The organism is Streptomyces albidochromogenes (assembly GCF_005981925.1).
GTDB lineage: Bacteria > Actinomycetota > Actinomycetes > Streptomycetales > Streptomycetaceae > Streptomyces > Streptomyces albidochromogenes.
This window is the reverse complement of the sequence record NZ_VBVX01000043.1, coordinates 1-20620: the sequence shown is the minus strand read 5'-3', so window position 1 is coordinate 20620 and position 20620 is coordinate 1. Positions and strand designations below refer to the sequence as shown.

The 20620-nt window shown below is 73.0% G+C and carries 17 protein-coding genes; 13 read left to right on the top strand and 4 right to left on the bottom strand.

Annotated features, from left to right (window positions below; all coding sequences use genetic code 11):
• Positions 1-62: 62 nt before the first annotated feature.
• The 11 genes from E2E34_RS08720 (at position 63) to E2E34_RS08670 (ending at position 12035) form a co-directional block, all read left to right on the top strand.
• Positions 63-1031, top strand: a complete 969-nt coding sequence (locus E2E34_RS08720) for an NADPH:quinone oxidoreductase family protein (RefSeq protein WP_138901340.1) — start codon at positions 63-65, stop codon at positions 1029-1031.
• Positions 1028-2209 (top strand): acyl-CoA dehydrogenase family protein, encoded by a 1182-nt coding sequence (locus E2E34_RS08715; protein ID WP_138901339.1) that lies wholly within the window; start codon positions 1028-1030, stop codon positions 2207-2209. The genes E2E34_RS08720 and E2E34_RS08715 overlap by 4 nt, the downstream gene beginning before the upstream one ends.
• Positions 2206-3354 (top strand): acyl-CoA dehydrogenase family protein, encoded by a 1149-nt coding sequence (locus E2E34_RS08710; protein WP_138901338.1) that lies wholly within the window; start codon positions 2206-2208, stop codon positions 3352-3354. Before E2E34_RS08715 ends, E2E34_RS08710 begins: the two co-directional genes overlap by 4 nt.
• Positions 3355-3463: 109 nt before the next feature.
• Entirely contained in the window at positions 3464-5059 is a 1596-nt protein-coding gene (locus E2E34_RS08705; protein WP_138901337.1) for an ABC transporter substrate-binding protein, read from the top strand.
• Between the two features lie 32 nt (positions 5060-5091).
• A complete protein-coding gene (locus E2E34_RS08700; protein WP_138901351.1) occupies positions 5092-6057 on the top strand; it encodes an ABC transporter permease in 966 nt (321 codons plus the stop codon).
• The gene (locus E2E34_RS08695; protein ID WP_138901336.1) at positions 6050-6931 is read left to right on the top strand and encodes an ABC transporter permease; all 882 of its coding nucleotides are present in this window, start codon (positions 6050-6052) and stop codon (positions 6929-6931) included. The genes E2E34_RS08700 and E2E34_RS08695 overlap by 8 nt, the downstream gene beginning before the upstream one ends.
• A gap of 488 nt (positions 6932-7419) precedes the next feature.
• Positions 7420-8325, top strand: a complete 906-nt coding sequence (locus E2E34_RS08690; protein ID WP_138901350.1) for an ABC transporter ATP-binding protein — start codon at positions 7420-7422, stop codon at positions 8323-8325.
• Positions 8318-8977 (top strand): ABC transporter ATP-binding protein, encoded by a 660-nt coding sequence (locus E2E34_RS08685; protein WP_138901335.1) that lies wholly within the window; start codon positions 8318-8320, stop codon positions 8975-8977. The genes E2E34_RS08690 and E2E34_RS08685 overlap by 8 nt, the downstream gene beginning before the upstream one ends.
• Positions 8978-9142: 165 nt before the next feature.
• Complete coding sequence (locus tag E2E34_RS08680; RefSeq protein ID WP_138901349.1) at positions 9143-10012, top strand: phosphatidylinositol-specific phospholipase C/glycerophosphodiester phosphodiesterase family protein; 870 nt, start codon at positions 9143-9145, stop codon at positions 10010-10012.
• A gap of 120 nt (positions 10013-10132) precedes the next feature.
• Positions 10133-10327 carry a hypothetical protein gene (locus E2E34_RS08675; RefSeq protein WP_138901334.1) on the top strand — a complete coding sequence of 65 codons (195 nt, stop codon included), beginning with the start codon at positions 10133-10135 and terminating at the stop codon, positions 10325-10327.
• Positions 10328-10457: 130 nt separating this feature from the next.
• Entirely contained in the window at positions 10458-12035 is a 1578-nt protein-coding gene (locus tag E2E34_RS08670) for a hypothetical protein (RefSeq protein ID WP_138901333.1), read from the top strand.
• A gap of 27 nt (positions 12036-12062) precedes the next feature.
• Here the strand turns inward: E2E34_RS08670 and E2E34_RS08665 are convergent, their stop codons facing one another.
• On the bottom strand, positions 12063-14768 hold the full coding sequence (locus E2E34_RS08665) for a SpoIIE family protein phosphatase (RefSeq protein WP_138901332.1): 2706 nt from the start codon (positions 14766-14768) through the stop codon (positions 12063-12065).
• A 382-nt stretch (positions 14769-15150) separates the two neighbouring features.
• Here E2E34_RS08665 and E2E34_RS08660 point away from each other — a divergent pair, with 382 nt between their 5' ends.
• Positions 15151-16050, top strand: coding sequence for a S1 family peptidase (locus tag E2E34_RS08660; protein ID WP_138901331.1), 900 nt, complete (start codon positions 15151-15153; stop codon positions 16048-16050).
• A 173-nt stretch (positions 16051-16223) separates the two neighbouring features.
• On the opposite strand, the gene E2E34_RS08655 is transcribed toward E2E34_RS08660, so the two are convergent.
• Complete coding sequence (locus E2E34_RS08655; protein WP_138901330.1) at positions 16224-17558, bottom strand: helix-turn-helix transcriptional regulator; 1335 nt, start codon at positions 17556-17558, stop codon at positions 16224-16226.
• Positions 17559-17699: 141 nt separating this feature from the next.
• Here E2E34_RS08655 and E2E34_RS08650 point away from each other — a divergent pair, with 141 nt between their 5' ends.
• Positions 17700-18614, top strand: a complete 915-nt coding sequence (locus tag E2E34_RS08650) for an NADP-dependent oxidoreductase (RefSeq protein ID WP_138901329.1) — start codon at positions 17700-17702, stop codon at positions 18612-18614.
• A 201-nt stretch (positions 18615-18815) separates the two neighbouring features.
• Here E2E34_RS08650 and E2E34_RS08645 read toward each other — a convergent pair whose 3' ends face one another.
• Entirely contained in the window at positions 18816-19301 is a 486-nt protein-coding gene (locus E2E34_RS08645; RefSeq protein WP_138901328.1) for a hypothetical protein, read from the bottom strand.
• A 272-nt stretch (positions 19302-19573) separates the two neighbouring features.
• The gene (locus E2E34_RS08640) at positions 19574-20455 is read right to left on the bottom strand and encodes an SGNH/GDSL hydrolase family protein (protein WP_138901327.1); all 882 of its coding nucleotides are present in this window, start codon (positions 20453-20455) and stop codon (positions 19574-19576) included.
• Positions 20456-20620 lie beyond the last annotated feature (165 nt).

The following is a 20620-nucleotide window of genomic DNA, read 5'->3' as shown; positions in this document are numbered from 1 at the left end:
GCAAGCGACCGCTTAGTATGCGGCGAGCGCGGTACTGCCTACGGTGTTGTGGAGGGTCTCGGATGCAGGCATGGCGAGTGCACGAGAACGGCGAGCCCGGCGAGGTGATGCGGCTCGACGAGGTCGACAGGCCCACGCCGAGCGAGGGGCAGCTCCTGCTGAGGGTGCGCGCCGCGAACATCAACTTCCCCGACGCCCTGCTGTGCCGAGGCCAGTACCAGATCCGCCCTCCGCTGCCCTTCACCCCGGGCGTGGAGATCTGCGGCGAGACCCAGGACGGCCGCCGGGTGATCGCCACCCCGGCGCTGCCGCACGGAGGGTTCGCCGAGTACGTCGTCGTGGACGCGGCCACGGTGCTGCCCGCGCCCGAGTCGCTCGACGACGCCGAGGCGGCGGCCCTGCACATCGGGTACCAGACGGGCTGGTTCGGGCTGCACCGCCGGGCGCGCGTCCAGGCGGGGGAGACCCTGCTGGTGCACGCGGCGGCGGGCGGCGTCGGCAGCGCCGCCGTACAGCTCGGCAAGGCGGCGGGCGCCACCGTCATCGGCGTCGTCGGCGGCCCCGACAAGGCCCGCGTCGCAAGGGAGCTGGGCTGCGACCTGGTGATCGACCGGCGCACCGACGACATCGTCGCCCAGGTCAAGGAAGCCACCGGCGGGCGGGGCGCGGACGTCGTCTACGACCCGGTGGGCGGCGACGCGTACGCCAAGTCGGTCAAGTGCGTCGCCTTCGAGGGCCGCATCGTCGTGGTCGGCTTCGCGAGCGGCGAGATCCCCTCCCCGGGACTCAACCACGCCCTGGTGAAGAACTACGCGATCCTCGGTCTCCATTGGGGCCTCTACAACACCAAGGACCCGGGCGCCATCCTCGCCTGCCACGAGGAGCTGACCAGGCTGGCCGCCGAAGGCGCCGTCAAGCCGCTGGTCAGCGAGCGCGTGGCCATGAAGGACGCGGCGGACGCCGTCCAGCGCGTCGCCGACGGCACGACCACCGGACGCGTGGTCGTCGTACCCGAGGGGACGGACCGATGACGGACGCGACCGAAGTGCGCGCTCTGACCCAGGAGCTGCTCGCGGCCCACCCGCCGGCCACCACGGACCGCACGGACTTCCTCAAGGCGCGCTTCGACGCCGGGCTCGCCTGGGTGCACTACCCCGTGGGCCTCGGCGGCCTCGGGGCGCCCCGCTCCCTGCAGGCCGTCGTCGACGCCGAGCTGGCGGCGGCCGGCGCGCCCGACAACGACCCGCGGCGCATCGGCATCGGCCTCGGCATGGCCGCGCCGACCATCCTGCGCTTCGGCACGGACGAGCAGAAGCAGAGCCTGCTGCGGCCCCTGTGGGTCGGCGAGGAGGTGTGGTGCCAGCTGTTCAGCGAGCCCGGCGCGGGCTCCGACCTCGCGGCGCTCGGCACGCGCGCGGTGCGCGACGGTGACGAGTGGGTCGTCGACGGACAGAAGGTGTGGACCTCCAGCGCCCACGTGGCACGCTGGGCGATCCTCATCGCCCGCACGGACCCCGCCCTGCCCAAGCACCGGGGCATCACCTACTTCGTGTGCGACATGACCGACCCCGGGGTCGAGGTCAGGCCACTGCGCCAGATCACCGGCGAGGCCGAGTTCAACGAGGTCTTCCTCACCGGTGTGCGCATCCCCGACAGCCGGCGCCTCGGCCCGGTCGGCGAGGGCTGGAAGGTCGCCCAGACCACCCTCATGAACGAACGCGTGTCGATCGGCGGCTCCCGCATCCCGCGCGAGGGCGGCATGATCGGCCCGGTCGCCGCCACCTGGCGCGAACGCCCGGAACTGCGCACCCACGACCTGCACCAGCGCCTCCTCGACCTGTGGGTCGAGGCCGAGGTCGCCCGTCTCGCGGGCGAGCGGCTGCGCCAGCAGCTCGTCGCCGGCCAGCCCGGCCCCGAGGGCTCGGGCATGAAGCTGGCCTTCGCCCGACTCAACCAGGAGATCAGCGGCCTGGAGGTGGAACTGCGCGGTGCGGAAGGGCTGTTGTACGACGACTGGACCATGCGCCGTCCCGAGCTCGTCGACTTCACCGGCCGCGACGCCGGTTACCGCTACCTGCGCTCCAAGGGCAACAGCATCGAGGGCGGTACGAGCGAGGTGCTGCTCAACATCGTCGCCGAGCGCGTACTCGGCCTGCCGTCCGAGCCGCGCAGCGACAAGGACATCGCCTGGAAGGACCTGGCCCGATGACATCCCAGCCCGACCTGCTGTACTCCGAGGCCGAGGACGACCTGCGCGCTGCCGTGCGTTCCCTCCTCGCCGACCGCTGCGACGCGGCGGCCGTCCTGACCCGCGCGGAGTCCGACACCCCGTACGACCCGGCCCTGTGGGCGTCGCTCGCCACCGACATGGGCCTGGCGGGGCTCCTCGTGCCCGAGAAGCTCGGCGGCCAGGGCGCCACCCACCGCGAGGCGGCGGTGGTGCTGGAGGAGCTGGGACGCAGCGTCGCCCCCACCCCGTACCTCACCGGGGCGGTCGTCGCCGCCGAGACGCTGCTGGGCTGCCACGCCGAGACCGCCGAGACCGCCGAGAACCCCGCGAGCCCCGAGGCCGCGGCGGTCGCCGAGCTGCTCGGCGCGCTCGCGGGCGGCCGTACGGTCGTGGCGCTCGCCGTCCCGCTGTCCGCCGCCCCCGGGACCCACGTGCCCCGCGCGGTCCGGGCGGCCGACGGCTCGCTGGGCGGACGGATCACCGCCGTCGCCGACGCCGCCGCCGCGAAGGTGCTGCTCGTACCGGCCGAGGACGGGCTGTACGCGGTGGAGACCGGTGAGCCCGGTGTCACCGTCGAGTCGCTCACGCCGCTGGACCTGACCCGGCCGCTCGCCACCGTCGTCCTCGGCGGGGCGCGCGGCCGCCGGCTCGCCGGCTCGGCGGACGCTCCCGTACGGCGCGGGCTGCTCGCCGGGGCCGGGCTGCTGGCCTCGGAGCAACTGGGGCTCGCCGAATGGTGCCTGGAGGAGACCGTCCGGTACACCCGCGACCGCAAGCAGTTCAACCGCCCGGTCGGGTCCTTCCAGGCGCTCAAGCACCGCATGGCGCAGCTGTGGCTGGAAGTCGTCTCGGCGCGGGCGGCCGCCCGCAACGCCGCCGACGCCCTGGCCACCGGAAGCCCGGACGCGCCCCTCGCGGTGGCGGTCGCGCAGACGTACTGCTCCCGGGTCGCGGTGCGCGCCGCCGAGGAGTGCGTCCAGCTGCACGGCGGCATCGGCATGACCTGGGAGCACCCCGCGCACCTCTACCTCAAGCGCGCCAAGTCCGACTCGATCGCCCTCGGCGCGCCGGGCCGGCACACGGAGGCGGTGGCGGAGCTCGTCGGCCTGCCGGCGCCCCAATAGGCGCTGACCTGCCCCGGTAAGGGGCAGTGGATCTAGCACCCCTTTACATGCGGTTTAATTGCGACCGGTTCGCAATAACTGTTGATCTTGTTTAGGGGTGTGGAGAGCCATGCTGTCCCGATCGATACGTGGGGCGGCCGCCGCGACGCTGGCCGCAACCCTGGCCATCAGCGCGGCGGCCTGCTCGAAGCCGGGCGGGAACGCGGCCGGGCAGGGCGCCGGGGATTCCGCGGTCGTCGGCATCGCGTACGAGCCCGAGGCCCTCAGCCCGCTCCTCGGCTACGGCAAGGACGGCAACTCCAAGATCTTCGACGGGCTGCTCACCTTCGACGAGGACATGAAGCTCCAGCCGGCCCTCGCCGCCGAGCTGCCCGAAGTCGCCGACGACGGCCGCACGTACACCTACACGCTGCGTCAGGGCGTGAAGTTCAGCGACGGCAAGCCCTTCACGTCGAAGGACGTGGTCTTCACCTACCGGACCATCCTCGACAAGAAGACGAACAACGCCTCCAAGACGGAACTCGACGCGGTCGAGGACGTCAGGGCCGAGGGCGACCACAAGGTCGTCTTCACGCTCAAGTACCCGTACGCGCCGTTCGCCGAGCGCACGGTCCTTCCGATCGCCCCCGAGCACGTCGCCGGCAAGCAGGACGTCAACAGCGGCTCCTTCACCACGAAGCCGGTCGGCACCGGGCCGTACATCCTCACCGGCTGGTCCAAGGGCGAGAAGCTCAGCTTCAAGGCCAACCCCGGCTACTGGGGCGGCGCGCCCAAGGTGAAGAAGTTCACCATGGCGGTCATCAAGGACGACGACGTGCGCGCCACCCGGCTGCGCACCGGCGACCTCGACGGCGCGATCCTGCCGCCCAACCTCGCCAAGACCTTCACGGACGACGACGGCAGGACGACGTACGCCGCCCGGTCCTTCGACTACCGCACCGTGACCCTGCCGACGCACAACAAGGTCGCGGGCGACACGGACGTACGGCGGGCCCTCGACGTCGCCGTCGACCGCCGCGCCATGGTCGACAAGATCCTGGAAGGCGCGGGCAAGCCGGCCTACGGCCCGGTGCCCACCGACAGCCCCTGGTTCGCCAAGGGCACCGAGCGCACGCACGACCTCGCCCGGGCGAAGAAGATCCTCGACAAGGCCGGGTGGAAGCCCGGCGCCGACGGCATCCGCGTCAAGGACGGCGTACGCGCGCGGTTCCCCCTCTGGTACCTGTCCGGCGACAAGCTCCGCCAGGACCACGCCCTCGCCTACGCGTCCGACGCGAAGAAGGCAGGCATCGACATCAAGACCCAGGCCGGCACCTGGGAGGTCATCATGCCGCGCATGAAGCACGACGCGGTGCTCGCCGGCGGCGGCGCGCCCGGCGACCCCGACTTCGACCAGTACACGCTGCTCCAGTCGTCCCTCGCGGGCGACGCCTTCAACAACATGGCGTGGTACGACAACCCCGCCGTCGACAAGGCGCTCAAGAAGGGCCGCGAGAGCGGCGAGACGGCCGATCGCAGGGCCGCGTACGACACCGTCCAGCGCGAGCTCGTGAAGAACCCCGGCTACACCTTCCTCACCCACATCGACCACCTGTACGTCGTCGACGACAAGTGGTCCGGGCTCACCACGCAGACCGAGCCGCACGACCACGGCCTGGCCTCCGGACCGTGGTGGAACGTCGAGGACTGGACGCCGAAGAAGTGACACACCCCGGCCGGAAGCTCCCCTGGGGGCCGATGGCGAGGATGGCCGGGCGGCGGACCCTGTTCGCCGCCCCCGTCCTGCTGGTGGTGACCTTCGGCGTGTTCGCCGTCGCCGCCGCCTCGCCGTTCGACCCCGTCAAGGCATACGCGGGCACCGCGGGCCTCACCGCGTCGCAGGAGAACCTCGACCAGCTCCGGGTCAACCTCGGCGTCGACCAGCCGCTCGTCGAACGCTGGTGGAACTGGCTGACCTCCGCCGTCACCGGCGACCTCGGCGACTCCGGCGTCATGCGCCAGCCCGTCACCGAGGTCATCACCGAACGCCTCGGCTGGTCGGTGCTGCTCGCCGTCACCGCGTTCCTCGTCGCGATCCTGCTCGGCACGTCGCTGGGCGTACTGGCCGCGCGCCGGCAGGGCGGCTGGCTGGACCGGCTGGTCAGCTCGGCGGCGTACACCCTGGAAGCCGCGCCCGCCTTCTGGCTCGGCCTGCTCGCCATGTGGTTCTTCGCGCTGCGGCTGGGCGTCCTGCCCGCGGGCGGCCTGACCGACACCGACAGCGAGGTGGTGACGTTCGGGCAGGTCGCCACGCACCTGGTGCTGCCGGCGGCCGTTCTCGGCGTCTCGCAGCTTCCCTGGTTCTTCCTCTACGTGCGCCAGGGCGTCGCCGACGCGCTGGAGGAGGACCCCGTACGCGGCGCACGCGCGCGTGGGCTCGACGAACGCACCGTCCTCCTCGGACACGCCCTGCGTTCCGGAATGCTCCCGACGCTCACGCTCGTCGGCTCTCGCGTGCCCGAACTCATCACCGGGGCGCTGCTCGTCGAGACGGTCTTCAGCTGGCCGGGCATCGCGGCGGCGACCGTGCAGGCGGCGACGTCGGTGGACTTCCCGCTCCTCGCGGCCCTCACGGTGCTCGCCACGGCGGCGGTCCTCGCCGGAAACCTCCTCTCCGACCTGCTGTACGGACTGGCCGACCCGAGAGTGGGCTTCGATGGCTGAACTCGCTCCGCAGACCGCCGTGTGGCGCTCGCACGGGCGCACCCGCCGCTCGACGCGCACGGTCCGCGTCCGCACCTCGGCCGTCGTCGTCGCCGCGGTGCTGCTCGCCGTTCTCGTCGTACCGCCGCTGGCCGACCTCGACCAGCAGGCCGTCGACCTGTCGATGAAGCTGCGGCCGCCGTCCCTCGCGCACCCCTTCGGGACGGACGACGTCGGCCGCGACCTGCTGCTGCGCTGCGTGTACGGGCTGCGCGTCTCCCTTCTGGTCGGACTGGTGGCGGCGCTGGCCGCCACGTTCATCGGTACGGCGGTGGGGGCGGCGGCAGCCGCGTTCGGCGGCTGGACGGACCGTGTGGTGATGCGGCTCGTCGACACCTTCTCGTCCGTCCCGCACCTGCTGCTCGGCATCTTCATCGTCGCGATGTTCCGGCCCGGGGTCTGGCCGGTGATCGTGTCGGTGGCACTGACCCACTGGCTGTCCACGGCCCGCATCGTGCGCTCGGAGGTGCTGTCGCTGCGCTCGCGGCCGTACATCGACGCGGCGGTCTCGGGCGGCGCGTCACGGTGGCGGGTCGCCGTACGGCACCTGCTGCCCGGTGTGCTGCCCCAGGCCGGACTCGCGGCCGTCCTGATGGTCCCGCACGCCATGTGGCACGAGTCGGCACTGTCGTTCCTCGGCCTCGGCCTGCCGACGCACCAGGCGAGCCTCGGCAACCTCGTGCAGTCGGCGCGCAGTTCGCTGCTCGCCGGCGACTGGTGGCCCACCCTCTTCCCCGGCCTCCTCCTGATCGTCCCGACCCTCGCCCTCGCGGGCCTCGCGGGCGCCTGGCGGGAACGGATCAACCCGCGCCGCCGATCGGAGCTGATGCTGTGACGACGCCCCAGAACACCGACCGGGCCGCCGCGACGACGGAGCGTTCCCGTGTGGCACCCGACGCCGTTCCCGGGAACGCTCACCCGTCACGCGGGGACGACGCCGCTGCGGAGCGTTCCCCGGAGCCGCCCGCGGCCGTTCGCGGGAACGCTCACCCGTCACGCGGGGACGACGCCGCTGCGGAGCGTTCCCCGGAGCCGCCCGCGGCCGTTCGCGGGAACGCTCGTAACGCGTCTTTGGAGCGTTCCACGGACTCTGTCGCGGCTGTTCCCGGGAACGTCGGCAGCGCGTCTTCCGGGGGTTCCGTGGAGCGTTCCGCGGCTGTTCCCGGGAACGTCGGCAACGCGTCTTCCGGGGGTTCCGTGAAGCGTTCCGCGGCCGTTCCTCGGAACGCTCGTAACGCCCTGTCCGCCGTCGGCCGTTCCGCGTCGGAAGGGAGCCCCCCGACGCCACTGCTGTCGGTGCGCGGGCTGTCCGTGCGGTTCCGGATGCGGGGCGGGCGGCACATCGCCGCTGTCGCCGACGCCGACTTCGACCTGGCGCCGGGGGAGTGCCTCGCGCTGGTCGGCGAGAGCGGGTGCGGCAAGTCCGTGCTCGCCTCCGCGCTGCTGGGGCTGCTCCCGGGCAACGCTCAGACGGCCGGTTCCGCGCTCCTGGGCGACGTCGACCTGCTCACCGCCGACGAGCGCACCCTGGCGCGTACCGTACGGGGGCGCAGGATCGGCCTCGTGCCGCAGAGCCCCGCCGCGCACCTCACCCCCGTACGGACCGTCGGGGCGCAGCTCGCGGAGACGCTGCGCGCGCTGACCGGCACGCGCAAGCAGGACCTGGACGCGGCGGCTCGTGCGGCGGCCGAGCGGGCGGCCTTCCCCGTGGACCACCTCGACCGCTACCCGCACGAGCTGTCCGGCGGACTCGCCCAGCGCGCCGCGACCGCCCTCGCGCTCGTCGGCGAGGCGCCCCTGCTGCTCGCCGACGAGCCGACGACCGGCCTCGACCGCGACCTCGTCGACCGCACCGTCGACGAACTGCGCCGCCACGTCGACGAGGGCCACGCCCTGCTGGTGATCACCCACGACCTCGCCGCCGCCGAGCGCGTCGCGGACCGCGTCGCGGTGATGTACGCGGGAAGGATCGTCGAACTCGCCGACGCCGCGTGCTTCTTCGGAACGCCCGGACCCCGGCACCCGTACGCCCGGGGCCTGCTGAACGCCCTTCCCGAGCGCGCCTTCACGCCGATCCCCGGTATGCCGCCCGAACTGGGCGACCTGCCCCCGGGGTGCGCCTTCGCGGCCCGCTGCCCGTACGCCACCGATGCCTGCGCCGTACGTCCGGCCTTCACGGACGGCGTCGCCTGCCACCACCCGCCGGCCGAGGAGCCCGCCCGTGCTTGAACTCGACGCGATCACCGCCGGCTACGAGCGCGGCGCTCCGGTCGTCCGGGACGCGCACCTGACCGTCGCGGCCGGTGAGGCGGTCGGCCTGCTGGGGCCCAGCGGCTGCGGCAAGTCGACCCTCGCGCGGGTCGCCGCCCTGCTGCACCGCCCCGACGCCGGGACCGTCACCCTCGACGGCAGCCGCGTCACCGGCTGGCGTCACCGCGCCCCGCGCGCCCAGCGCACGGCGATCGGCGTCGTCTTCCAGCAGCCCCGGCTGTCCGCCGACCCCCGCCTGAGCCTGCGCGACCTGATCGCCGAACCGCTGCGCGCCACCGGACGGCGCGACGAGGCGGCCGCCAGGGTGCGGGAGCTGTCCCGGACCACAGGACTGGGCGACGACCTCCTCGGCCGCCGCCCGCACGAGGTGAGCGACGGCCAGCTGCAACGCGCCTGCCTGGCCCGCGCCCTGGTGCTGCGCCCGCGCTGGCTGGTGTGCGACGAGATGACGGCGATGCTCGACGCGTCGACCACGGCGGCCCTGGTCGCGGTGGTCGAGGCGTACCGGCGCGAGAGCGGCGCGGGCCTGCTCGCCGTCGGCCACGACCGCGTCCTCCTGGAGCGCTGGTGCGACCGTACGCTCCGCTGGGACGAGGTCGCGGCGGCCTGAGCGTGCGACAACACCCTTCGGGAGCGCCCCTCCCGACCTTTCGGCGCCGGGCCTGAACCGCCGGCGACGGGTGGCGGAACTCTTGTCGTGACCCTGCCCATCGAGGCGCCATGGAGCCGATACTCGCCGGAGTCCCCGAACGCCCCGTACTCCTCCGGAGGCACCATGGCCGTCGCCGCGCCCACCCGCCGCAAAGTCGTCACCACCCTCGCCGCCGCGTTCGCGGGAGCTGTCGCCGTTCCCGGGTACGCCCAGGCCGCCGAACGGAAGCCAGGGCGGCGCCCGCTGCGCCGTGCGCACGCGCACAACGACTACGAGCACGAGCGCCCTCTCCACGACGCCCTCTCCCACGGCTTCACGAGTGTCGAGGCGGACATCTTCCTCGTCCAAGGGCAGCTCCTCGTCGCCCACGACCCGGTCGACCTCGACCCCTCCCGCACCCTCGAATCGCTCTACCTGGCCCCCCTCGCGGCCCGCGTCAGGGCCAACCACGGCCACGTGTACCGGGGGTACCGCCGCCCGGTGCAGCTGCTCGTCGACATCAAGAACGACGGCGCAGCCGCCTACCTCGAACTGCACCGCCAACTGCGCCGCCACCGCCGCATGCTGAGCACGTACACCCACGGCCACGTGCGCCCCGGCGCGGTGACCGCCGTCGTCTCCGGCGACCGGGCCGCCCGCGTCCCCCTGGAGGCGCAGCGGGTGCGCCACGCGTTCTACGACGGCCGGCTCGACGACCTCGCCGCGCCTTCCCCGGCTCCCGCCTCCCTCATCCCGCTGATCAGCAGCAACTGGACGCACAGCTTCACCTGGCAGGGCGCCGGACCCTTCCCGCCGGCCGAGCGCACGAGGCTGCGCGCGATCGTCGCCGACGCGCACCGTGAGGGCCGGCGGGTCCGCTTCTGGGCCACGCCCGACCTGCCGGGACCGGCGCGGGACGCCGTCTGGACCGAGCTGCTCGCCGCCGGCGTGGACCACATCAACACCGACGACCTGGCCGGTCTGGAGCGTTTCCTGCGTACGCACGACGCGTAGCCGCCCATCACCATCAGTCAACACCCGTACGGCGGACACGTCTTCCGCCCGGACGGCCCCCGCGCTGCGCCAGACTGACGGCCGAATGCCGCAATTCACGCGCGGCGGAGGAGGTTGACCATGGCCATTTCGATCTCGTTGGTGCTGCTCCTGCTGATTCTCGCGGTGATCTTCCTGCGCAACGGAGGACTGAAGATCTCGCACGCGGTGGTCTGTGCCCTGCTCGGCTTCTTCCTGGCCGGTACGAGCATGGGGCCGACCATCCAGAACGGGATCGCCGCCACGGCGGACGTGGTGGGCGACCTCAGGCCCTGACAGGGCCCGCGCGGACGGGTGTTGCGCGCGGATGGCAAGGCGGTGAAACCATGCGGGTTTCCATGGACACTTCAAGGGGTCGGCCCTAGCGTCGGGCGGCGGCGCGACCGTCACCCACCCAAGGAGCCCGATGTCCAGGACCCGCAGAGCGTACGCCCGCGCGCTGGCCCTCGCCCTCGCTCTCGTCGTCCCCGCCGTCCTGCCGTCGGGGGTCGTCCGCGCCGAGGAGATACCCAAGGCGCCCGGCCACCGGCTCGTCAGCGCGTACGAGGGCGAGCCGGCCACCGCGCAGCCGGTCCCCGGCGACGCGCCCCCTCAGCACCCGTTCCTCGCCCCCAACGGCCGCAGCGGCATGCACGCGGACGCGGCGGGCAGTGGAACCCACCCGTACCCGGGACCGCTGGGACGCGATCCGCAGGTCACCAGCGAGCGGATCGCGGCGCTGGGCGGCGAGTGCGCCACCGCCACCTTCGACGCGGCGGGCCGCCTGATCACCGTCTGCGGCACCTTCCAGGGATTCCGCCTCAAACTGCTGCACCCGCGCACCCTGGCCACCCTCGCCGAGTACAAGCTGCCGCAGCGCTCCTCGACCGTCGAGGCCGTCACCCGCCTCGACTTCGAGAAGATCTTCAAGGACACCTCCGGGGGCGCGTACTTCTACCTCGACAACGAGGACCGGGTGGTGCTCGCCGACTCCCGCCGGCACGTCCTGCGCATCGCGCACGAGCGGACGGCGGACGGCGGCTGGCGCTTCGTCGTCGAGGACGACTGGGACCTCACCGCGCGCGTCCCGCACGACTGCGTGACCTGGACCAACCTCTACCCCAGCGGCACCTGCGACCCCGTGACATCCGTGATGCCCGACTGGCAGGGGCGCATCTGGTGGGTGACCCGGCTCGGCCGGGTCGGCACGGTCGACCCGCGCACGTCCGCCGTCCGCGCGATCCGCCTGGAAGGGGAAGAGATCCAGAACTCCTTCTCGGTCGCCGAGGACGGCGTCTCGATCGTCTCCGACCACGCCCTCTACAGCTTCCGCGCCGACCCCGACGGCACCCCCCGCGTCCAGTGGCGCCAGACGTACGACCGGGGAACGGGCACCAAGCCCGGCTCAGTCAACCAGGGATCGGGCACCACCCCCGACCTGTTCGGCGACGGCTACGTGGCGATCACCGACAACGCCGACGACCGGATGAACGTCCTCGTCTACCGGCGCGCGGCGAACGTTCCCGGGAACGGCCGGCTCGTCTGCAAGGTGCCCGTCTTCACCTCCGGAAGGTCCACCACGGACAACTCCCTCATCAGCTGGGGCAACAGCCTCGTCGTGGAGAACAACCACGGCTACGAGAACCCGTCGTCGCTGCTCCTGGGACGCAGCGTCACCGGAGGCGCCACCCGCATCGACGTGCGCGAGAACGGCAGCGGATGCGACACCGTCTGGGAGAGCGACGTACGGTCGCCGTCCACCGTCCCGAAGCTCTCCACCGCCAACGGACTGCTCTACTTCTACGCCAAGGAACCGAACAGGCTGGGCATCGACGCCTGGTACCTGACGGCGGTCGACTTCCGTACGGGAAAGACCTGCTGGCGGCAGCTCACCGGAACGGGCCCCGCGTACGACAACAACTGGGCGCCGCTCACCATCGGCCCGGACGGCACCGCGTACGCCGGCGTCTTCAACGGCATCGTCGCGGTGCGCGACCGGGACTGACCGGACGCGGGTGCCGCGCCCCGCGCCTCACAGCGGGCCCGGCGACGTGTCGCCGTCCGGCAGCGGCTGCTCCGTCCAGATGACCTTGCCGTCCCCGGTGTACCTGGTTCCCCAGCGGTCGGCGAACTGCGCGACGAGGAAGAGCCCGCGCCCTCCCTCGTCCGTGTTCGCCGCCTGCCGCAGGTGCGGGGAGGTGCTGCTGCCGTCCGCCACCTCGCAGATCAGGCTCCGGTCGCGGATCAGCCGTACGCGGATGGGACCGGCGGCGTAGCGGATGGCGTTGGTGACCAGCTCGCTCAGGATCAGCTCGGTGGTGAACGCCTCCTCGACCAGCCCCCATTCGGCCAGCTTGCCGGTCACCGAGGCCCGGACCTCCGCCACCGCCGACGGGTCGTGCGGCACGTCCCACTCGGCCACCCGGCTGGAGTCCAGTACGTGGGTGCGGCTGACGAGCAGCGCGATGTCGTCCCGCTGGCGTTCCGGCAGCAGCGCGCCGAGCACTTCCTCGCAGGTCTCCTCCGGCGTCAGGTCGGGATGGTCGCCGAGCGTGCGCAGCAGCAGCGCCAGCCCGTCGTCGATGTCGCGGTCCCGGTCCTCGACGAGCCCGTCCGTGTACAGGACCAGCCGGCTGTTCTCCGGCAGCCGTACGTCGAGCGTCTCGAACGGCAGCCCGCCGAGTCCGAGCGGCGGGCCCCCGGGCACATCGGCCAGGACCGTCGTGCCGTCCGGGCGGACGATCGCCGGCTGGAGGTGACCGGCCCGCGCCATGGTGCAGCGCCCGGTCACCGGGTCGTAGATCGCGTACAGGCAGGTGGCCCCGGTGACCCCCGCGTCGGCGTCGTCACCGGTCTCGTCCTGATCGATGCGGGTGACCAGTTCGTCGAGGTGCCACAACAGCTCGTCGGGCGGCAGGTCCAGGGTGGAGAAGTTGTGCACCGCCGTGCGCAACCGCCCCATCGTGGCGGCGGCGTGGAGCCCGTGGCCCACGACGTCGCCCACCACGAGTGCCACCCGGGCGCCGGGCAGCGGGATGATGTCGAACCAATCGCCGCCGACGCCGCCGAGCCCGCCGAGGCCCGCCTGCGCGGGCAGGTACCGGTAGGCGACGTCGACGGCGTTCTGCTCGGGCAGGCCCCGGGGCAGCAGGCTGCGCTGCAGGGTCACCGCCATGGTGTGCTCGCGCGTGTAGCGGCGGGCGTTGTCGACGCTCACCGCGGCGCGGGCGACCAGTTCCTCGGCTACGGAGAGGTCCTCCTCCTCGAAGGGCTCCGGCTTCTCGGAGCGCCAGAAGATGGCCAGGCCGAGGATGACGCCGCGGGCGCGCAGCGGCACGGCGATCATCGAGTGGATGCCGTGTTCGACGAGCCGGCGGGCCCGGTCCGGGTCCTGCTCCTGCCAGCCGGAGTAGCTGCCCAGATGCGCCTGGAGGACCGCCTCGCCCTTGCCGAGGCTGAAGCCGACGGGTGTGGACGGGACGAAGCGGATCGTTTTGCCGAGCGGATAGAGCGAGGTGTTCGAGCCGAGGCCGTCGAACGCCACCCGGCGCAGGTCCACGCCCGTGCCCGTACCGGTCGCGGTGGGCTCCTCGCTGCGCAGTACGGCCTCCACCAGATCGACCGTGGCGTAGTCGGCGAACCGGGCCGCGGCGAACTCCGTCAGTTCCTCGCACGTGCGCACCACGTCGAGGGTGGTGCCGATCTCCGTCCCGGCGTCGTACAGCAGCTTGAGGCGGGCCCGCGCCACATCGGCCCTGCCGGACAGCGCCTGGAGCTCGGTGGTGTCCCGCAGCGTCGTGACGCTGCCGGCCGGCCCGCCGTGCTGGTCCGTGGTGCGCTGGTTGACGGCGAGCAGGCGGTCGCCGACCGGATGCACCTCGTCCGTGACGTCCTGGCCCGACGCCAGTAGCGCTCCGGTCCGCGGGTCGAGTCCCAGTTCGGTGACGTGCAGCCCCTCGATATCGTTCGGCAGATCGAGCAGCCGGCGCGCCTCGTCGTTGGCGAGCAGCAGCCGGCCGTCGCCCCCGACGATCAGGACGCCCTCCCGTACGGCGTGCAGGACCGCGTCGTGATGTTCGTACATCCGGGTCATCTCGGCCGGACCGAGGCCGCGCGTCTGGCGGCGCAGCCGACGGCTCACCAGGGCCGTCCCGCCCGTCGCGAGGAGCAGCACCGCCGCCGCGGCCCCGAAGAGCAGCGGGATCTGCTCCTCGACCACGCCGCTGACCTTCTCGATGGTGATGCCGGCGGACACGACTCCGACGACCGAGCCGTCACGGCCGGTGACCGGCACCTGGGCCTGTACGAGGGGGCCGATCGTCCCGGTGATCTTCTCGGTGACGACCCGGCCTTCCAGCGCCGGCTCCAGGTCGCCCACGAACTTCTTCCCGATCCGGTCGGGCAGCGGGTGGGTGTAGCGGATGCCGTCGGTGTTCAGTACGACGATGAAATCGACGCCGGAGCGTTCTCGGGCCTCTTCGGCCGGCCCCTGAAGCTCGGCTGTCGGGTCGGGGCTCTCCAGTGCCGCCTCGACGCCGGGCGCGCTGGCGAAGGTCTCGGCCACGGCGACCGAGCGGTTGCGGGCCTCGTGCTCGCTGTCGGACCGGGACTGCAACACCAGCACCGCCATGGCACTGGCCACGAGCAGCACGACGATCGCCACTTGGAGGAGGAAGACCTGACCAGCGACAGTTCGCATCGGCGAGACCGAGCGCGGGCGGCCGTTGCGTCCGGCCATGACCTCTTTCTACACCTCCCGCATACGCCGGGCGAGCCGCGCGCCGCGAGGGCGGCGGCGGCCGGCCGGTCCGTTCAGGGGTCACATTCATACCCGTGAAGATGCGCGGGGGACAGAGGCCGGAAGAAAACTTCGGCGACGGGAGTGAACCCGGTCCGTCCTTTTCTCGTCTGAGAGAAGCGGAAGGCATACGGGGGAAGCGGAGCGGAAGTCGGCGTGAGTGGAATTGCGCTCCCATTTCTTTGACGTGCTCACAGCGGGGCTTCTAAGGTAAGCCGGCGTCATAACACCTGGTCCGCACAGGCTTTTTGACGATCCGTCGGCTCTGTACAAGCCTGCGCTCCGCCGTGGTGTCATTTCATTGAATCGGAGAAAACCCCCCATGCGCATTCCATTCTTCCGCCGCCACTCCGGGCGGACGTCCGCCGCGGGTCTGGCGGCGGGCGCCGCTCTCACCCTTTTCATATCGGCCGCGAGTCCCGCGCAGGCGGCGTCGGCGCCGGTGGCGAAGGACGGGGACCGGCCCAGCGCCTACATCATCGGTGGCGTCGAGAAGGCCAACGGCTCGTACCCCTTCATGAGCGCCCTGCTGAACAAGGGCAGGGGCAGCGCCGTGGACCGGCAGTTCTGCGGCGGCAGCCTGCTGGCCACGAACGTCGTGCTCACCGCCGCGCACTGCGTCGAAGGCACCAAGGCGAAGACCGTCGAGGTCACCGTCGGCCGCACCGTGCTGTCGAACAAGAAGCAGGGTTCCCTGCGCAACGTGACCGACATCGTCGTCCACCCCCGGTACGCCAAGGGGCAGGAGGCGTACGACATGGCGTTCCTGACGCTGGACAAGCCGGTGCGGGGCACGGCTCCGGTGCTCCTGCCGACCCTCGGCACCGACGCCCTGATCCGGCCGGGCGCCTCGGCCACGGTCGCGGGCTGGGGCAACACCGACACCGAGATCCCGTCGTTCCCCGACCGGCTGCGCGCGGTGAACGTGCCCGTGCTGTCGCACATCGAGTGCAAGGCCGCCTACCCCGGCTACGACAAGGGCGTCAACGTCTGCGCCGGCGTCGAGGGCAAGGACTCCTGCCAGGGCGACAGCGGCGGTCCGCTGTTCCGCAAGCTGCCCGGCCGTCAGGGTGTCTACCAGATCGGCATCGTCTCGTACGGGGACGGCTGCGCGGAGCAGGGAGCTCCGGGCGTCTACGCCTACACCGGGTCGGCCAAGCTGTGGAAGACGCTGGACGAGTCCGCCAAGGGCAAGAAGATCAAGCGGCTGCTCGGGCGCTGAGCAGCTGACCCGCTGAGCAGCTGACCCGCTGACCCGCTGACCTGCTGTCCCGCTGGCCGGCCGGCCCGCTGACCGGCTGACCCAGTGACCACGGACGGCTGACCCGCCGGCCTGCCCGTCCGTTCGCCGCCCGGGCCCCCGCCACCGCGGGGGCCCGGGCGGCAGCGGACCGCTCAGGCCGCCGCGTGGAACAGGGCCGCCGCCTCGCCCCGCGAGGCGACCCCCAGCTTGGTCAGGATCTTCGCGACGTGGAACTTCACCGTCGACTCGCTGATGTGCAGTTCCTGCGCGATGGTCCGGTTGCGGTGCCCGAGCGCGAGCCGCCCCAGCACCTGGAGTTCACGCGCCCCCAGCGCACGCAGGGGGTCGGCGGAGGCGGGCGCGTCGGGCGTCGCCAGGGGGACGACCGCAGTGACCGTCGTTCCCCAGCCCGGCACCGCGTCCACCTCCAGGCGTCCGCCCAGTACGTCCAGCCGGTCCGCGACGCGTGCGGAGCCCAGGTCGCAGAAGGACAGCGCGCCCGGCCCGTCGTCCCGCACGGTCGCGCGCAGCTCCTGTTCGGTGATCTGCCAGCCCACCCGTACCCGGGTCGTCGTCTCCTGCTCCAGCACGGTCAGCACCACCGCGCGTACGATCGCCCGCGCCGCGTGCGCCACGTCGGCGGCCACATGGCGCACGGAATCCACAGGCGCCAGTTCCAGCCGGACGGAGCTGTGGCGCAGCAGGGCCCGCAGCGCGTCCGCGAGCCGGCCGAACGCCTCGTCCGCCCGCTCCTCCGCGACCGCCTTGTCCCGGTCGGCCTCGGCCCGCAGCTCGACGAGCGCGGACACGGCCAGCTCCGTGGCCGTCGCCCGCGCGGCCCTGTCGTCGAGGTGACGGCTGCGCAGCACGCCCAGCAACCCCGTCAGCGCGGCCGAGTGCGTCTCGCTCAGCTCCGCGATCACCCGGGCCCGGGTGTCGGCGGCGGCGCGTGAGCGGGCCAGGGCGCCGGGTGTCGCCTCCGTCGCCAACCGGTCGAAGTGGCTGGTCACCAGCGACCAGAGGGCCTGCGTGACGGCCAGTGCGCCCGCGTCCACCGGCGCGGCGCCGTCCTCGCGTACGAGCACCAGCAGCGCGCCCCTCGGGGTCGCGTCGGTCGTCACGGCGACCACCGGCCGCTCGGCCCCGGCGATCCTCGCCGTCCCCTGCCAGGGCACCCCGGGAACACCGGCGAGGAAGAGCGGTTCCAGGTCCGCCGCGGCGATGCGCGCGGCCGGCGCCGTGTCACCGGACACCTTGAACGGCGAGTGCGCGCAGTGGGTGGACAGTTCGGCGGCCGCCCGATGCGGGACCAGCTCGGCCAGGACCGCCGAAAGGCGCGGCAGGATCTCGCCCAGCGGCTGGCGGACGATGTCGTATCCGGCGGCCAGGGCGTCGAGCGCGGTGGCGTCGGGCGCCAGGGGCCGCGCCGCGGCGGCGGTGCCCGCCGTGGGCAGGAAGGTCACGGACCCGGTCGGTGTCAGCTCCATTCCGTCACCCTAGCCAGGAGCGCGGCCCGAACGGCTGGTCTTTCGGCCAGGTCGGACTGTCCCGAAGACCTGTCCGTCCGGCCCTTCCTCCGCCGCAGGCTGTGGACGTCAGCAGATCGGCGTCAGCAGCGGGGAGTCATCGTGGAAGCGATCGTGTACGAGACGTTCGGCGGTCCGGAAGTCCTGCGTCACAGCCGGGTCCGGAAGCCGGAGCCGGGCCCGGGCCAGGTCCGGGTCAAGGTGATGGCGGCGGGAGTGAACCCGGTCGACTACAAGATCCGGTACGGGTGGATGGACGAGTTCTACCCGACGACGCTGCCGGCGGTCCCGGGCCTGGAGTTCGCGGGCGTCGTCGACGCGGTCGGCGAGGGCGTGACCCACACCGAGGCCGGCGCCGAGGTGTTCGGCTGGACGACGACCGGCGCGTACGCCGAGTACGCCCTGGCCGGTCACATCGCGGCCAAGCCCGCCGGCCTGTCCTGGGAGCGGGCGGCGTCCCTCCCGGTGGCGGGCGAGACGGCCCAGCGGGTCCTGGACCTGCTGCGGGTGAAGTCCGGCGAGACGCTGCTGGTGCACGGCGCGGCGGGCGTGGTCGGCTCGGTTGCCGTGCAGCTCGCGGTCGCCGCCGGCGTCACGGTCGTCGGCACCGCGTCCGAGGCCAACCACGAGCATCTGCGGGCCCTCGGCGCGACCCCCGTCCGCTACGGCGACGGTGTGGCCGAGCGGGTACGGGCCGCCGCTCCCCAGGGCGTCGACGCGGTCCTCGACGCCGCGGGCCAGGGCGTACTGCCGCTCTCGATCGAGCTGCTCGGCGGCTCGGCCGAGCGCGTCGTCACCATCGCCGACCCGAACGCCGCCGACCACGGCGTGGTCTTCTCGGCGGGCGGTACGGAGCCCGCGGCCGTCCGGGCCGGGCTGGCGAAGCACGCCCGCCTCGCCGCCGAGGGTCTGCTGGACGTCCGGATCGCGGAGGTCTTCCCGCTCGCGGACGCGGCGAAGGCGCACGAAGTGAGCGAGGCGGGGCACGCCCGGGGCAAGCTGATCATCAGGCCCTGACGGGCCGGGGCCCGCCGACGGCTCGGTCCGTGTCGCCGGCGGGTTGCCGGGGGCAGGTACGGCGCGCGGCGGAGCGCCCGGTTCACCAGGGACCGTTCGGCCCGGTCGGCGGCCTCCCCACCAGGCCCAGAGCCTCGCGGGCGCCGCCGAGCCTGCCGACGAGGCCGTCGTCCGGCGGCCGCGCACCACTGGCGCGCCGCCTCAGCAGGCGATGCCCTGCGAGCGCAGCCACTCGCACTGGGTTTCCCCGGAGGTCTTGCCGCCGTCGTACGCGCGCGGGTCCTTGTAGCCGGGGCCGACCGGTTCGTGCGGCTCGAAGACGCCGTCGCCGTCCAGATCGCCCCCGTCGGGGTCGATGGTCCCGCCCGGGTTGCTACAGGCCGCCCGGTCGGCCGGATCGGTGGTGCACACCCGGCGGTCGCCGGACCCGGGAGGCTCGGCCGCCGCGTCGCGGGCGGCGGCCTCGCGGGCCGCCGCGTCCTGCGCCGCGGCCTGGTCCTCCACCGCGTCGGTGAGCGTGGAGCTGAAGGCCAGGGGCACGAACGCCGGCTCGGCGGCGGCCTGCCGTGCTGTAGTCGGAGGATCACTGGAGCCGCACGCCGAGAGCGTGAACGGCAGGCTCGTGATCAGCAGCACCGTGCCGGCGAAGACTGCGGCCCGGCGGCGGGTGGGGAAGGTAGCGACCATAATGCGCCTAATGAGCGATTAGCGGTGTTGGCTCCCTCACAGTACGGTCCGCCCGAGAGCGGGTCAACGCTCCGCCCTTGCCCCTCGCGCGGGCGCGTGAGCGCCCCGTCGCAGGCCGGCGGCCCGGCGGAGCCTCCCGTCCGGTGTGTGGGGTGAGCGCTCCGCCGGGCCGTGTCCGGCGCCGTCAGCGGTCGGCGGCGGCCCGCACGGGGCGCGCCGTACGCCCAGCGCGACGACGGCGACGGCCACGCACAGCACGCCGGTGACTTCGGTCAGCGGGCGGCCGCGAGGACGGTGTCGGCCATGGCCCGCTCACCGGCCGCGTTGGGGTGGAAGGGCGCCGCCGCGTTGGTGAGCAGCGGCTCCATCCAGCGGGTTCCGGCCGGCTTGCAGATGTCGCGGCCGACGGACTTGGTGTACGTGTCGACGTAGACGGCGCCACGTGCGGCGGCCTGCGTGGCGATCATGGTGTTGAGGCGCTTGTGGGTGTCCCTCAGCCACGGGGCGTCGCCCTTGGCGATGGTGACGACCCAGGGGCAGTTGGTGCCGTTGTCCGGGAGGATCGCCGGATAACCGGTGACCAGGATCCTGGCCTTGGGGGCGCGCTGACGGATGCCGTCGATCGCGGCGGCGATCTTGGGGGCGGTGGCGTCGACGGTGGCGGCGAGCTGGTCGGTGCCCGTCCAGGTGTAACTGGTCTTGCAGGGCGCGCCGCCGAGGTTGAAGGCTCCGAGGGTCACGCAGCGCAGGATGATGTTGGCGAAGCCGACGTCGTTCCCGCCGATGGTGAGGGTGACCAGGTCGGTGTCGGTGCTCAGCGCGTCGAACTGCGGTGGCGCGGAAGTGTTCTGGGCGGACGTCATGTGCACCGTGGTGGCCCCTCCGCAGGTGACGTCCTTGTGGGCGGCGGGGGTGAGCGCGGCGTTCACCAGGGCGGGGTAGTTGACATCGGAGCGCATGCAGGCGGAGTCGACCTGGGCCGGCACGCCGGCTCCCGAGGCGTACGAATCGCCGAGCGCGACATAGCGGCCGGCCGTGGTGCCGGCGGCGGCAGCGGGTCCGGCGCCGAGGCCGGCCGCGGTGGCCAGGGCGGCGGTGACGGCGGTGACGGCGGCGGCGGTACGCGCGCGACGGCCGGCTGGAACTGATCCCATGACGGTGCCTCTCGTGTGGGGTGCGGGGATCGGGCGCCCTTCCGGCCGCCGGGGAGGGCCGGTTGGCGCACCGGCCCGGCGGCTGGCGGTCCCGTCCGCCTGCCGCCGGGATGGCGAGGCACTGCGCGCAGTGTTACTGGTCGGTTGTACTGGCTCGTAATATGT

Bases quoted from the DNA above. Each gene is read 5' to 3' on its own strand.
- E2E34_RS08720 (WP_138901340.1), top strand. From the start codon at position 63: ATGCAGGCATGGCGAGTGCACGAGAACGGCGAGCCCGGCGAGGTGATG.
- E2E34_RS08640 (WP_138901327.1), bottom strand. From the start codon at position 20,455: ATGGGATCAGTTCCAGCCGGCCGTCGCGCGCGTACCGCCGCCGCCGTC.
- E2E34_RS08680 (WP_138901349.1), top strand. From the start codon at position 9,143: ATGGCCGTCGCCGCGCCCACCCGCCGCAAAGTCGTCACCACCCTCGCC.
- E2E34_RS08695 (WP_138901336.1), top strand. From the start codon at position 6,050: ATGGCTGAACTCGCTCCGCAGACCGCCGTGTGGCGCTCGCACGGGCGC.
- E2E34_RS08710 (WP_138901338.1), top strand. From the start codon at position 2,206: ATGACATCCCAGCCCGACCTGCTGTACTCCGAGGCCGAGGACGACCTG.
- E2E34_RS08660 (WP_138901331.1), top strand. From the start codon at position 15,151: ATGCGCATTCCATTCTTCCGCCGCCACTCCGGGCGGACGTCCGCCGCG.
- E2E34_RS08705 (WP_138901337.1), top strand. From the start codon at position 3,464: ATGCTGTCCCGATCGATACGTGGGGCGGCCGCCGCGACGCTGGCCGCA.
- E2E34_RS08655 (WP_138901330.1), bottom strand. From the start codon at position 17,558: ATGGAGCTGACACCGACCGGGTCCGTGACCTTCCTGCCCACGGCGGGC.
- E2E34_RS08670 (WP_138901333.1), top strand. From the start codon at position 10,458: ATGTCCAGGACCCGCAGAGCGTACGCCCGCGCGCTGGCCCTCGCCCTC.
- E2E34_RS08665 (WP_138901332.1), bottom strand. From the start codon at position 14,768: ATGGCCGGACGCAACGGCCGCCCGCGCTCGGTCTCGCCGATGCGAACT.
- E2E34_RS08700 (WP_138901351.1), top strand. From the start codon at position 5,092: ATGGCGAGGATGGCCGGGCGGCGGACCCTGTTCGCCGCCCCCGTCCTG.
- E2E34_RS08690 (WP_138901350.1), top strand. From the start codon at position 7,420: ATGCGGGGCGGGCGGCACATCGCCGCTGTCGCCGACGCCGACTTCGAC.
- E2E34_RS08675 (WP_138901334.1), top strand. From the start codon at position 10,133: ATGGCCATTTCGATCTCGTTGGTGCTGCTCCTGCTGATTCTCGCGGTG.
- E2E34_RS08715 (WP_138901339.1), top strand. From the start codon at position 1,028: ATGACGGACGCGACCGAAGTGCGCGCTCTGACCCAGGAGCTGCTCGCG.
- E2E34_RS08645 (WP_138901328.1), bottom strand. From the start codon at position 19,301: ATGGTCGCTACCTTCCCCACCCGCCGCCGGGCCGCAGTCTTCGCCGGC.